Annotated in this window: 11 protein-coding genes; 10 read left to right on the top strand and 1 reads right to left on the bottom strand. The window is 72.3% G+C overall.

Annotated features, from left to right (window positions below; genetic code table 11):
• The first annotated feature begins 102 nt into the window (after window positions 1-102).
• The 5 genes from NF681_01915 to NF681_01895 all read left to right on the top strand — a co-directional run bounded on the left by NF681_01915 (window position 103) and on the right by NF681_01895 (window position 5,288).
• Window positions 103-1,122, top strand: coding sequence for an ABC transporter substrate-binding protein (locus tag NF681_01915; protein ID UST52361.1), 1,020 nt, complete (start codon window positions 103-105; stop codon window positions 1,120-1,122).
• 64 nt (window positions 1,123-1,186) lie between these two features.
• Window positions 1,187-2,305, top strand: coding sequence for an LLM class flavin-dependent oxidoreductase (locus NF681_01910; GenBank protein ID UST52360.1), 1,119 nt, complete (start codon window positions 1,187-1,189; stop codon window positions 2,303-2,305).
• A gap of 165 nt (window positions 2,306-2,470) precedes the next feature.
• A complete protein-coding gene (locus tag NF681_01905; GenBank protein UST52359.1) occupies window positions 2,471-3,292 on the top strand; it encodes a class II aldolase/adducin family protein in 822 nt (273 codons plus the stop codon).
• Between the two features lie 153 nt (window positions 3,293-3,445).
• Window positions 3,446-4,405: an ABC transporter substrate-binding protein gene (locus tag NF681_01900; protein UST52358.1), complete on the top strand. Its 960-nt coding sequence runs from the start codon at window positions 3,446-3,448 to the stop codon at window positions 4,403-4,405.
• A gap of 286 nt (window positions 4,406-4,691) precedes the next feature.
• Window positions 4,692-5,288, top strand: coding sequence for a hypothetical protein (locus NF681_01895; protein UST52357.1), 597 nt, complete (start codon window positions 4,692-4,694; stop codon window positions 5,286-5,288).
• A 37-nt stretch (window positions 5,289-5,325) separates the two neighbouring features.
• Here the strand turns inward: NF681_01895 and NF681_01890 are convergent, their stop codons facing one another.
• Complete coding sequence (locus NF681_01890) at window positions 5,326-6,261, bottom strand: CysB family HTH-type transcriptional regulator (protein UST52356.1); 936 nt, start codon at window positions 6,259-6,261, stop codon at window positions 5,326-5,328.
• A gap of 289 nt (window positions 6,262-6,550) precedes the next feature.
• Between NF681_01890 and NF681_01885 the strand changes: the two genes are divergently transcribed.
• From NF681_01885 to dctP, 5 genes are all read left to right on the top strand, one after another.
• The gene (locus NF681_01885) at window positions 6,551-8,158 is read left to right on the top strand and encodes a DUF4394 domain-containing protein (protein UST52355.1); all 1,608 of its coding nucleotides are present in this window, start codon (window positions 6,551-6,553) and stop codon (window positions 8,156-8,158) included.
• Between the two features lie 94 nt (window positions 8,159-8,252).
• Window positions 8,253-9,761: a lyase family protein gene (locus tag NF681_01880; GenBank protein UST52354.1), complete on the top strand. Its 1,509-nt coding sequence runs from the start codon at window positions 8,253-8,255 to the stop codon at window positions 9,759-9,761.
• Window positions 9,762-9,780: 19 nt separating this feature from the next.
• Window positions 9,781-10,215, top strand: a complete 435-nt coding sequence (locus NF681_01875) for a DUF2721 domain-containing protein (protein UST52353.1) — start codon at window positions 9,781-9,783, stop codon at window positions 10,213-10,215.
• Window positions 10,216-10,360: 145 nt separating this feature from the next.
• On the top strand, window positions 10,361-10,615 hold the full coding sequence (locus NF681_01870; protein ID UST52352.1) for a hypothetical protein: 255 nt from the start codon (window positions 10,361-10,363) through the stop codon (window positions 10,613-10,615).
• Window positions 10,616-10,895: 280 nt separating this feature from the next.
• The gene (dctP, locus tag NF681_01865) at window positions 10,896-11,822 is read left to right on the top strand and encodes a TRAP transporter substrate-binding protein DctP (GenBank protein ID UST52351.1); all 927 of its coding nucleotides are present in this window, start codon (window positions 10,896-10,898) and stop codon (window positions 11,820-11,822) included.
• Window positions 11,823-11,833: the final 11 nt, after the last annotated feature.

Raw genomic sequence — 11,833 nt, 5'->3', positions numbered from 1 at the left:
TCGCTTTCGGGTCCGCGCTGGTTACGGTTCGACCCCATCGGACCGGGCCGCCGCGGCGTTCCCGTCCTCCCTTCCGATCTTCCCGCCGCCCATCGCACCGACATGAACCCATCGACTTCCGACCGCCGCGCCTGGCTCCAGGCCCTCGCCGCCTGGGGCGCCACCGCCGCCCTGGGCGGTGCGTCCGCCGCCGCCGGGGCCGTGTCCGCCGCGAGCGGTCCCGACCTGGGCGGCGTCACGCTGCGCGTGGGCACCTACAAGGGGCTGTGGCGCCCCCTGCTGCAGGCCTCCGGCCAGGCCGACACGCCCTACCGGATCGACTGGCGCGAACTCAACAACGGCGTGCTGCACATCGAGGCGATCCACGGCGACGCGCTCGACCTCGGCTCGGGCAGCGAGATCCCGGCGGTGTTCGCGGCGCGCCAGAAGGCGAGCGTGCGCTTCGTCGCCGTCACCCACGAGGACCTGAACAACCAGGCCACGCTGGCGCGTGGCGACACCGACATCCGCACCCTCGCCGACCTGAAGGGCCGGCGCGTGGGCTACGTGCGCGCCACCACCTCGCACTACTACCTGGCGCGCCAGCTGGCCGAGGCCGGCCTGTCCTTCGCCGACATCCAGGCCACCGCCCTGACACCGGCCGACGGCCTGTCGGCCTTCGCGCGCGGCGACCTCGATGCCTGGGCGATCTATGGCTACAACGGCCAGATCGCCCGCACCCGGCACGGCGCGCGCGTGATCAGGACCGGCGTGGGCTACCTGTCGGGCAACTTCCCCATCTACGCCAACCCGCGCACGCTCGACGACGCGCGACGCGGCGCCGCCATCGGCGACCTGCTGCAGCGCCTGCAGCGGTCCTTCGCCTGGATCAACGGCAACTTCCTGGCCTACGCGCGGGCCCAGTCGGCCGAGACGCGCGTGCCGGTGGGCGACCTGGTGGAGCTGTTCAACCGCCGCAGCGGCGACTACAGCCTCGCGGGCGTGGACGACGCCGTGGTGCGCAGCCACCAGCAGGTGGCCGACACCTTCCGCCAGCTCGGCGTGCTGGACGGCGCGGCCGACGTGCGCCCGCTCTGGGACCGCCGCTTCGCCGCGCTGCTGCGCGGCCCCTCGGCGGCCTGAGCGCCGCGCGCGTCCGTTCCTTTCCCCGAACCGCCTTTTTTCCTTCATCCGTCAGGAGCCCGTCATGAGCCAGAACCATCCCCAGGACGTCGAATTCATCGGCATGATCCAGTCGCGCAAGGTCTCGGAGACCCACGCCGCCGAGGGCCCCGCGATCGACCGCGACTACGTGCGCGCCTTCGCCCAGGCCCACGAGCAGGCCGGCTTCGACCGCGTGCTGGTGCCGCACCACTCGACCAGTCCCGACGCCACGCTGACCGTCGCCTATGCCGCCTCGGTCACCGAGCGCATCCACTTCATGCTGGCGCACCGCCCCGGCTTCGTCGCCCCGACGCTGGCGGCGCGGCAGTTCGCCTCGCTCGACCAGTTCAGCGGTGGCCGCCTGGGCGTGCACTACATCTCCGGCGGTTCCGACGAGGAACAGCGCCGCGACGGCGACTGGCTCGACCACGACCAGCGCTATGCCCGTACCGACGAATACCTCGACGTGCTGCGCAAGGTCTGGACCAGCGAGCGGCCGTTCGACCACGCGGGCGCGCACTACCGCTTCGAGGGCGCCTTCTCCGAGGTCAAGCCGGTGCAGACGCGCCAGGGCCGTCCGCACGTGCCGGTGTACTTCGGCGGCGCCTCGGAAGCGGCGATCCCGGTGGCGGGCAAGCACGCCGACGTCTACGCGCTCTGGGGCGAGTCGCTCGACCAGGCGCGCGAGCTCACCGGCCGCGTGCGCGCCGAGGCGGCGAAGCACGGGCGCCAGGTCGGCTTCTCGGTCTCGTTCCGCCCGATCCTGGCCGACACCGAGGCCGCCGCGTGGGAGCGTGCCGAACACATCCTGGCCGAGACGAAGCGCCTGCGCGTGGTGCAGGGCTTCGGGCGCGGCGGACCGCAGCAGAGCGAGGGCGCACGGCGCCTGCTGGCCGCGGCCGGTCAGGGGACGCGCCTGGACAAGCGGCTGTGGACCGCCATCGCGCAGGAGATCGGCGGGCGCTCCAACAGCACGGCGCTGGTGGGCACCGCCGAGCAGGTGGCCGACGCGCTGCTCGACTACCACGACCTGGGCGTGAGCACCTTCCTCATCCGGGGCTTCGATCCGCTGGAGGACGCCACGGACTACGGCCGCGAGCTCATCCCCCGCACCCGCGCGCTGGTCGCCGAACGCATCGCCGCCCGGCGCGAGGCCGCCTGAGATGAAGCTCACCCCCCGTCCTCGCGCACTTCGTGTCGCTTCGCCAATCCCCTTCCAGGGCGCGACACCGGCGGCCCGGCGAAGCCGGCGCCACGGTGTTCCCGGTGGCGAGGCAGGCCGGTTGCCATCGGTCGCGGGTGACGTGCAACGCCTTGGAGACATGAGATGAACGCTGTGCTTTCCATCGACCTCCCCACGCCCCGCCTGCGACTCAATCCGAAACCGGTGCAGAAGTTCTGGTTCGACCCGCCCGCGCGCCGTCCCACCGTGGAGGCCGAGCGCCGCCACCGCCAGGAGCGCCTGGCCGGTGCCTTCCGGTTGTTCGCGCGGCTGGGCTTCGGCCAGGGTCTGGCCGGCCACATCACCGCGCGCGACCCCGAGCTGACCGATCATTTCTGGGTCAACCCGCTGGGGCTGAATTTCGCGCGCATCAAGGTGTCGGACCTGCTGCTGGTCAACGCCCGGGGCGAGACCGTGGTGGGCGATCGCCCGCTCAACAAGGCCGCCTTCGCCATCCACGCGGCGATCCACGAGCACGACCCGCGGATCGTCGCCGCCGCGCACACGCACTCGACCTACGGCAAGGCGTGGTCGACGCTCGGACGCAAGCTCGACACGCTGACGCAGGACGCCTGCGCCTTCCACGGCGACGTGGCGCTGTTCGACGACTTCACCGGCATGGTGGTGGACGACGACGAGGGTCGGCGCATCGCCCGGGCCCTGGGCGAAGGCAAGGGCGCGGTCCTGAAGAACCACGGCATCCTGACCGCCGGGCCGAGCGTGGAGGCCGCCGCCTGGTGGTACATGGCCCTGGACAACGCCTGCCACACGCAGCTGCTGGCCGAGGCCGCCGGCACGCCGCAGCCCATCGACGAGGCCGTGGCGCGCCACACGCACGGCCAGATCGGTGGCCCCGAGGGCGCGTTGCACGCGTTCGAGAGCCTGTACGAGGGCCTGGTCGAAGCCGAGCCCGAACTGCTGGACTGAGCCCCGGTCCGCGCGCAAGGACCCGGCTTGCTCCCCGTCCGTGCGCATTTCCTGCCGCTTCGCGAGCCCTCGCGGAGCCACTCCCGAGCCCCTGGCACGGGTGCCCCGGTGTGCCGCGATCGGCGCGCCTTCCATCCCTCATGGAGTTCCTGGATGAATTCATCGGTTTTTTCCCGGCGCGCCATCCTGCGCGCGGCTGGCGTCGCGGCGGTGGTCGGGTCGCCGGCATGGTCGGCACAGGCCCAGGGCCGCGTCGTGCTCCGGGCCGGCGACCAGAAGGGCGGCCTGCGCGCGCTGCTGGAGGCCTCCGGCGGGCTCGACGGCCTGCCCTACGACCTCCAGTGGTCGGAATTTCCGGCGGCGGCGCCGCTGGCCGAGGCGCTCAACGCGAACGCGGTCGACCTGGGGCCGATCGGCGACGCGCCGCTGATCTTCGCGCTGGCGGCCGGCGCCCGCGTCAAGGCCATCGGCGCCAACCGATCGGACGCCTACGGCACGGCGGTCCTGGTGCGCCCGGACTCGCCGCTGAGGTCGGCCGCCGACCTCAAGGGCCGCAGCGTGGCGACCAACCGGGGCTCCATCGGCCACTACGTGACGCTCAAGGCGGCCGTCGCGGCCGGCCTGCAGCCCTCGGACGTCACCCTGCGCTTCCTCGCGCCGGCGGACGCCAAGCTGGCCCTGACGCAGGGCTCGGTCGACGCCTGGGCGACCTGGGAGCCCTACACCGCGCTGGCCGAGACCGGCGGCCACGCCCGCGTGCTGGCCAGCGGCCGGGGCCTGCTGCCCGGCCTGAGCTACCTCGCCGCGACCGACCGGGCCATCGCCGAGCGGCGGCCGGCGCTGCAGGACTTCCTGCAGCGGGTGGTGCGCGCGCAGGCCTGGTCGTACCGCAATGTCGAGGCCTTCTCCGCCACGCTCGCCCGGATCATCGGCATCCCGCCCGAGGCGGCCCGCCTGCAGTTCGAGCGGCGCCAGCAGAAGTGGGTGGCGATCGACGCGCAGGTGGTGCGCGACCAGCAGGCGACGGCCGACTTCTACCGCCAGGTGGGCCTCATCCGGCAGCCGCTGCAGGTCGCGGGCACCTTCGACACCGGGTTCGGCATCGCCGGCTGAGGCGTCCGGCGCGCCCGCCGCGCCCCGGTGGGCGACCGCGCCGGGCGCCGCTGCCCCCGGCCGTCGATCGGCCGAACTGGGCGGTGTTGACGCCTCACTTCGGACGGTCGCGACCGGAGGCGACCCCTAACATTCAGGCACCGGATCGATTCGCCCGTGGCGAGATCGCAAGGCACCACGTGCCGGGGATCCAGACCGGTCACACGGTGTTCAACGGGTTTCAAGGACGATTGGAGTGCGACAAATGAAATGGCTGTCCGGACGGTGCGGAAATGGGGTCGGGAGCATGACGCTCGGTGCGATCGTGCTGGGCGCGATGTCGATGTTCCCGGTGACGGGTCAGGCGACGGGCCGGACCGACGGCGCGAAGCGCGAAGCGGTGGCGGTGGCGGTGGCGCAGAAATCGCGCGCCGCGGCGCCCCGCAGCGTCGCGGCCCCGATCCGGCCGGTCGCGAAGCCGGCCGGGTGCAACGACGCCATGGACGCCCTGGCCCTGTGCAAGCTGCCCACCACGACGGCGACGGCGACGGCGACGGCGACGGCGAAGCGATCGAGCGTCGAGGACGCCGCGTCCGACCGCCGGACGTCCGACCCGTCGGACACTCGGACCGCACCGATGGCGATCGCCGCCCCGGCCGTCGCCCACGTCGCCGTACCCGGTGCCGCCGTCGAAGCGCCGGGCCATCTGCTCCCGGTGTTCGCGCTGGGCATGGCCCTCGCCGGCGTGTTGCTCGGATGGCTCGGCTTCCGTGCGATCGCGTCGAAAGCGGGCGGCGACGTGCCGGCTCGCGCGAATGGATTCTCGCTCGGCATGCCGAAGCGGTCCGCGACCGCGGCGCTCGCCAAGGAACGCCTGCTGCACTACCGCACGGCGCCGAACTGACGCCTGGACGGGGCGCGAGCGTCCCTTGTCTCAGGCCTCAGACCTCCGGTGCGCCATCGGCCCGGCCGGCCGCCTCCACGACGGCGCGCGTCAGGCTCGGCGCGAAGGATTCGATGAACGCGTGGACATAGCCGCGCAGGTAGCTCCCCCGTCGGACGGCCAGCTTGGTCACGTTGATGCCGAAGAGGTGGCCGGCGTCGATGGCGCGCAGTTGGGTGTCGCGCTCGGCTTCGAAGGCGATGCCCGCGACGATGCCCACGCCCATGCCCAGCTGGGCGTAGGTCTTGATCACGTCGGCGTCCATGGCCGCCAGGGCGATGTGCGGGACCAGGCGCCGGCTGGCGAAGGCCTCGTCGATGCGGGTGCGGCCCGTGAAGCCGTTGTCGTAGGTGATCAGCGGATGGCGCGCGAGCGACTCCAGCGTGAGCGGCGCGTCGAGCAGCGCATGGTCCGGCGGCACGATCACCGAGTGCGTCCAGCGGTAGCAGGGCAGGGCCAGCAGCTGCGGGTAGTCGGCCAGCGCCTCGGTGGCGATGCCCACGTCGACCTCGCCCTCGAGCAGCATCCGCGCGACCTGCGCGGGCGAGCCCTGGTGCAGGTGCAGCCGCACGTTGGGAAAGCGCGCGCGGAACTCCTGCACCGCCACCGGCAGGGCGTAGCGGGCCTGCGAATGGGTGGCGGCCACGGACAGCACGCCGTCCTGCCGGGCGACGAACTCCTGGCCGGCCTGGCGCAGGTTCTGGCTCTCCATCAGCACGCGCTCGATGATCGGCAGCACGTGGTCGCCGGGCTCGGTCAGGCCGGTGAGGCGCTTGCCGGCGCGCACGAAGAGCTCGATGCCGAGCTCGTCCTCGAGTTCGCGGATCTGCCGGCTCACGCCGGGCTGGGAGGTGTGCAGGGCCTGCGCGGCCTCGGTCAGGTTGAAGCCGTTGCGCACGGCCTCGCGCACCGAGCGCAGCTGTTGGAAATTCATGGGTGATGACGGCGTGGAAAGCGCGTGCGGAACGACGCGACGCGAAATTTTCCAGTCGGTGCGTCATTGCGCGAACGACCGATTCGCTGTTTCCAAATAAGGCATCTGTCTAAGAAGCAGGGCGCGTCCGATGCGATGGTTGTCCTACGCCCGGACGCAACCAAACGTAAATCGGCGCTGGTGATGCATCCGTTAGGCTGAAACGGGAGTACCCACCGATGTCGCCTGTGAAAGAAAGACTCCAACAAAGACGCGCGACGCCTCCTTTCACTCTTTCCAGGATTCGCACATGACCCGATTCAAGAACCTCCGTCCGCTGGCCCTCGTCGCGGCGGCCGCCCTCGCGGCGTGCGGTGGCGGCGACGACAACGACAACAACAACGGCGGTGCCGGGACCGCGCCGGGCGGCGCGGTGGTGGTGGGCGATGCCGTCGCGGTCACGGCCGCGGGCCGGGTGATCTCGTTCAACCGCGCGACGCCGGCCACCCTCACCAGCAACGTGCCGCTGAGCGGCCTGTCGGTGGGCGAATCGATCGTGGGCATCGACGTGCGGCCGGCCGACGGGCTGATCTACGCCGTCGGCTCGACCGGGCGCCTCTTCACGCTCGACGCCACCACCGGCGTGCTGGTGCCCCGCGCGACGATCTCGACGGCGCTGTCGGGCTCGCAGTTCGGCGTCGACTTCAACCCCGTGGCCGACCGGCTGCGCCTGGTCAGCGACACCGGTCAGAACCTGCGCATCGACGTCGCCACCGGCGTGGCCGTGGTCGACGGTGCCATCAACGGCGTGGCGACCAGCATCACCGCCTCGGCCTACACCAATTCGTTCGCCGGCGCGACCAGCACGCAGCTCTACGACCTGGCCGCGTCGGGCACCCTCTACCTGCAGGATCCGCCGAACAACGGCACGCTGGCCAACCCGGTGCCCCTGAACGTCACCTTCGCCACCAACAACGGTTTCGACATCGACCCACGCACCAACGTCGGCTATGCCGCGCTGGGCGTGGGCGGCACGACGCGGCTCTACACCGTGCCGCTGACCGGCACGGCCGGCGCCCGCCTCGTCGGGCCGATCGGCAACGGCGAGGCGCTGCTGGGCATGGCACTGGTGCCCCCGGCGGCCGCGCGCGCCTACGTGCTGGACGACGCCTCGCGCCTCGCGAGCTTCGCGCCGGCGACGCCCAACACGCTGTCCACGCCGGTCGCCATCAGCGGTCTGCTGCCCAACGAGGCGGTGCTGGGCGTGGATTTCCGACCGGCCAACGGCCGCCTCTACGCGCTGACCACCGCCGCGCGCCTGCTCACGGTCAACCCCGACACCGGCGCCGCCACGCTCGCGAGCACCCTGGCGGCCGACGCGGCGGACACCACGCTGCCCTACGCCGGGCTCGCCGGCACGCGCTTCACGGTCGACTTCAACCCGGTGGCCGACCGCCTGCGGGTGATCAGCGAGACCGGCCAGAACCTGCGCATCAACGTCGACACCGGCGCCACCACCACCGACGGCGCGATCAACCGCGCCGGCGCGCCGGCCTCGGTCGTCGCCGGTGCCTACACCAACAGCTTCGCCGGCGGCACCGCCACGGACCTGTTCGACATCGACGGCAACGCCGGCGTGCTCGCGCGCCAGGCCCCGCCCAACGACGGCACGCTGGTCAACGTCGGCGCCCTGGGCGTCGCGCTGGGCGGGCGGGCGGCGATCGACATCGCCGGTGGCGCCAACGGCCTGGTCCTCGCGGCGCTGCGCGGCGCCGCCACGGGCCCCTTCAGCCTCTATACGGTCTCGCTGACCACCGGCGCGGCCACCTTGTCCGGCAACACCTCGGGCAACGCGGCGCTGTCGCAGATCGGCGGCGCGGGCGGCCCGGTGGTGCGCGACATCGCCATCCGCTACTGAGCGTCCGCGCGGCGGAGGGCGCTGGTATCGTGCGGGCGGCCCGGCGGTCGTGTCGGGCCAGCCCCTTCGAGACCCTTCCAGACTGGCGCCTTCCATGAAGCTTTCCACCCTGGCGCTCGCCGCCGCCCTGTCGATCTCCCTCGTCGCCGCCCAGGCCGCCGCCCAGGCGCGGACCAGGCACGACGACTTCTTCTGGCTCGGCCAGATCAACAAGGCCAGCGCGGTGATCAACACCGACGACGGCCTGCTCGACCGCGCGCTCGCGCCGCTCGTGCACGACGGCATCGCCAAGGTGCTGGCCGACGGCGACCGGCCGGGCGGCAAGCGCCCGACCCTGGTCATCACCTTCGAGCCCCTCCTCATCGAGGCCGCCGGGCCCCAGATCACGCTCCTGCACGCCGGGCGTTCCAGCCAGGACATGCTCTCGACGGTGCGCGCGGCCATCCTGCGCGACGAGCTGCTCGATCTGGGCGAGGCGCTCAACCGGACCACGGCGACCCTGGTGCGCCTGGCCGAGCGCCACCGCGCGACCGTCGTGCCCAACTACACCAACGGTGTCGCCGCCCAGCCCAACAGCTACGGCCACTACCTCCTGGGCTTCGCCGCCGGACTCGAGCGCGACGCCCAGCGCGTGCGCGAGGCGTACGCCCGCGTCGACCGCTCGCCCATGGGCACCACCGTGCTCAACGGCACCAGCTGGCCGCTCGACCGCACCCGCATGGCCGGCTACCTGGGCTTCGCCGCCACCGTCGACAACGCCTACGACGCGGCGCAGATCTCGGCCGTGGACGCGCCGGTGGAGGCCGGCGCCCTCGTCACGGCGGTGGCCCTGCACGCCGGCGCCTTCATGGAGGACGTGATGACGCAGTACGCCCAGGCCCGGCCCTGGATCCTCCTGGCGGAGGGCGGCGGCAACACCTACGTCTCCAGCGCCATGCCGCAGAAGCGCAATCCCGGCCTGCTCAACAGCACCCGGCGCGACGCGTCGACCGCGCTGACGCTGGCCATGGGCGCAGCGATCCAGGCCCACAACATCCCGCCGGGCATGAGCGATCCGAAGGAGGTGCGCGCCAACACCGCGATGGTGCGCAGCGCCATCGGCGTGCTGGACAACTGGCGCCGCATCCTGGACGCCCTGGTCATCGATCCCGCGCGCGCGCTGGAGGAACTCAACAGCGACTGGACCGCCTCGCAGGAGCTGGCCGACGTCCTCATGCGCGAGCACCGGCTGCCGTTTCGCGTCGGCCATCACTTCGCCTCCGAGGTGGTCGAGTACGCCAAGGCCAAGGACATCCGGCCGCTGGCCTTTCCCTATGCCGAGGCGCAGCGCATCTACGCCGAGACCGTCAAGGGCTCGGACTTCACGCCCGTGCTGCCGATGTCCGAGGCCGCCTTTCGCGCCACGCTCGACCCGGTGGCCATCGTGCGCAACCGCCGGACCGCCGGGGGCCCGCAGCCCGCGGAGATGGAACGCATGCTGGCGGCGTCGAATCGGCGCGTGGCCCTGCAGGACGACTGGATCGGCGAGCACCGCACGCGGATCGCGGCGTCGCTCGCGCGCCTGGACGCCGACTTCGCGCGGCTCGCTCCCGCCGCGCGCTGAACCCGGGAACGCCGCGCCGATGCTCTCGATCCTCGCCGACACCTCCCACGTCATCCAGCTGGCCGTCGGGCCGGCGTTCATGCTCGCCGCCCTCGGCGGCACGCTCACCGTGCTCACCAACCGGCTCGCGCGCGTCAACGACCGCACCCTCAAGCGCCGCGACGACCTCGAACGCCTCGGGTCCGACGCCATCCAGCGCGCCGCGATCGACGAGGAACTCGCCACCCTCAACCGGCGCGCCAAGGTGATCAACGCCGCCGTCTCCGCCGGCGCCGGCTGCGCGATCCTGGTGTGCGTGCTGATCGCTTCGCTGTTCCTGGGCAACGAACTCGAATTCCGCTTCGACCGCCCGGTCGCGGTGCTGTTCATCCTGGCGATGCTCGGCCTGGTGGCCACCTACCTGCTGCTGCTCGTCGAGATCTTCATCGCGCAGCGCAGCATCAACCCGACCTGAGGCCGCCGGGGCGATCGGCGGATCGCGCCGCCGGACATCGACCCCGTGGAACCGCCAGGCGTCAATGGGGCGCCGCTTGCGGCATTGCGTCACGGATCGGGCGTCGCGCGCGAATCCGATCGCGTCCGGCCCGCGTCTTCCTCGCATGACACTCGAATTGCTCCATCGCCTGGCCACCCGGACCCTGCCCATCGCCATCACCGCCGTCGAGGAGGTCGACGCCGTCGAGGTCCTGATGCTCGCCGGCCACCTGAGCGCCACGGTCGCGGCCGCCACCGTGCACCCGGGCGGCATCCGATCGCGCACGGCCACCGTCCATGGCGTGACCCGCCTGGGCCACCTGATGCTGCGGCAGTTTCCGCCGGCCGCGAGGGGCCGCGCCGGGTGCCCGACACCGTGATTCCGGCGAACCGCAAAGGTCTAATCCGAAAGGATTCACCAAATAATTAAATCCGCGATTTCACGTTTCAACGGATGCTTGTTCGCCTGATCTCATAAAAAATCGGCCCGGATCGGAGACGGCGATTCGCAGCCGGCCGTCGCTCGCGCCGATGGGAATTCCGTCGGGCGCGCACGCGAGGCGGTCGAGAAGGGCAGGCATGAACATTCATCGGGCAGATCGTCCAGGCCGCGGGCCCGGTGCGACGGGCCGCGTCCGCCGGCTGGTCCTGGCGGGGTGGATGGCGATGGCTGCCTGCGGCGCCGTCCACGCGCAGGAGCCGCTCAAGCTGCGCATCGTGGGCGGCCTGGCGGGCGTGAACCAGTTCGTGCTGCACGAGGAGCCCTTCTGGACCCGCGAACTCTCCCGGCGCAGCGGCGGGCGCTATGGCGCGGACATCGTGCCCTTCGACCGCGCCGGCGTGCCGGGACAGGACATGCTGACCCTGATGCAACTGGGCGTGGTGCCGTTCGGCACGGCGCTGCTGGGGCAGGTGGTCGCGCAGCACCCCGAGCTGGGCGCGCCCGACCTCGCCGGGCTGAGCCCCGACGTGGCCACGCTGCGCCGCGTCGTGACCGCGTTCCGTCCGCAGCTCGCCCAGGCGCTGCGCGAGCGCCACGGGCTCGAACTGCTCGCCGTCTACATCTACCCGGCGCAGGTGTTCTTCTGCGCCGACCGGGTCACCTCGCTCAAGGAGCTCAGCGGGCGCCGGATCCGCGTGTCTTCTCCGACGCAGGCCGACTTCGTCGCCGCCCTGGACGCCACGCCGGTGTCCACCTCGTTCGGGGAGATCGTGGCGTCGATGCGCTCGGGCCAGACCAGCTGCGCCGTCACCGGGGCGATGTCGGGCCGCGTGATCGGCCTGCACGAACTCGCCCGGACCGTCTACGCCATGCCGGTCAGCTGGGGGATCGCGCTCTTCGCCGCCAACCGCGACGCCTGGCAGGCCCTGCCGGAGGACCTGCGCGGGCTGCTGCGCGACGAACTGCCACGGCTCGAAGGCGCCATCTGGGACGAATCCGAGCGCGAGACGGGGCGCGAGCCGGCCTGCGGACCCGGCCCCGACTGCCGCCCCGGCGCGTCGCGCGCGCCGCTCGTGGTGTGGCCGTCGCAGGCCGACCAGGAGCGCCGCCGCGCGGTGTTCGAGCGCGAGATCCTGCCGCGCTAGGTGCAGCGCTG

The sequence above is a fragment of the Comamonadaceae bacterium OTU4NAUVB1 genome, assembly GCA_024372625.1.
Taxonomy (GTDB): domain Bacteria; phylum Pseudomonadota; class Gammaproteobacteria; order Burkholderiales; family Burkholderiaceae_C; genus Variovorax.
Note: the sequence above shows the minus strand (reverse complement) of the source record. Positions and strands in the feature narration are given on the sequence as shown.

Coding starts and splice junctions, on each gene's coding strand:
- NF681_01915 (UST52361.1), top strand. CDS start 103: ATGAACCCATCGACTTCCGACCGCCGCGCCTGGCTCCAGGCCCTCGCC.
- NF681_01910 (UST52360.1), top strand. CDS start 1,187: ATGAGCCAGAACCATCCCCAGGACGTCGAATTCATCGGCATGATCCAG.
- NF681_01905 (UST52359.1), top strand. CDS start 2,471: ATGAACGCTGTGCTTTCCATCGACCTCCCCACGCCCCGCCTGCGACTC.
- NF681_01900 (UST52358.1), top strand. CDS start 3,446: ATGAATTCATCGGTTTTTTCCCGGCGCGCCATCCTGCGCGCGGCTGGC.
- NF681_01895 (UST52357.1), top strand. CDS start 4,692: ATGACGCTCGGTGCGATCGTGCTGGGCGCGATGTCGATGTTCCCGGTG.
- NF681_01890 (UST52356.1), bottom strand. CDS start 6,261: ATGAATTTCCAACAGCTGCGCTCGGTGCGCGAGGCCGTGCGCAACGGC.
- NF681_01885 (UST52355.1), top strand. CDS start 6,551: ATGACCCGATTCAAGAACCTCCGTCCGCTGGCCCTCGTCGCGGCGGCC.
- NF681_01880 (UST52354.1), top strand. CDS start 8,253: ATGAAGCTTTCCACCCTGGCGCTCGCCGCCGCCCTGTCGATCTCCCTC.
- NF681_01875 (UST52353.1), top strand. CDS start 9,781: ATGCTCTCGATCCTCGCCGACACCTCCCACGTCATCCAGCTGGCCGTC.
- NF681_01870 (UST52352.1), top strand. CDS start 10,361: ATGACACTCGAATTGCTCCATCGCCTGGCCACCCGGACCCTGCCCATC.
- dctP (UST52351.1), top strand. CDS start 10,896: ATGGCGATGGCTGCCTGCGGCGCCGTCCACGCGCAGGAGCCGCTCAAG.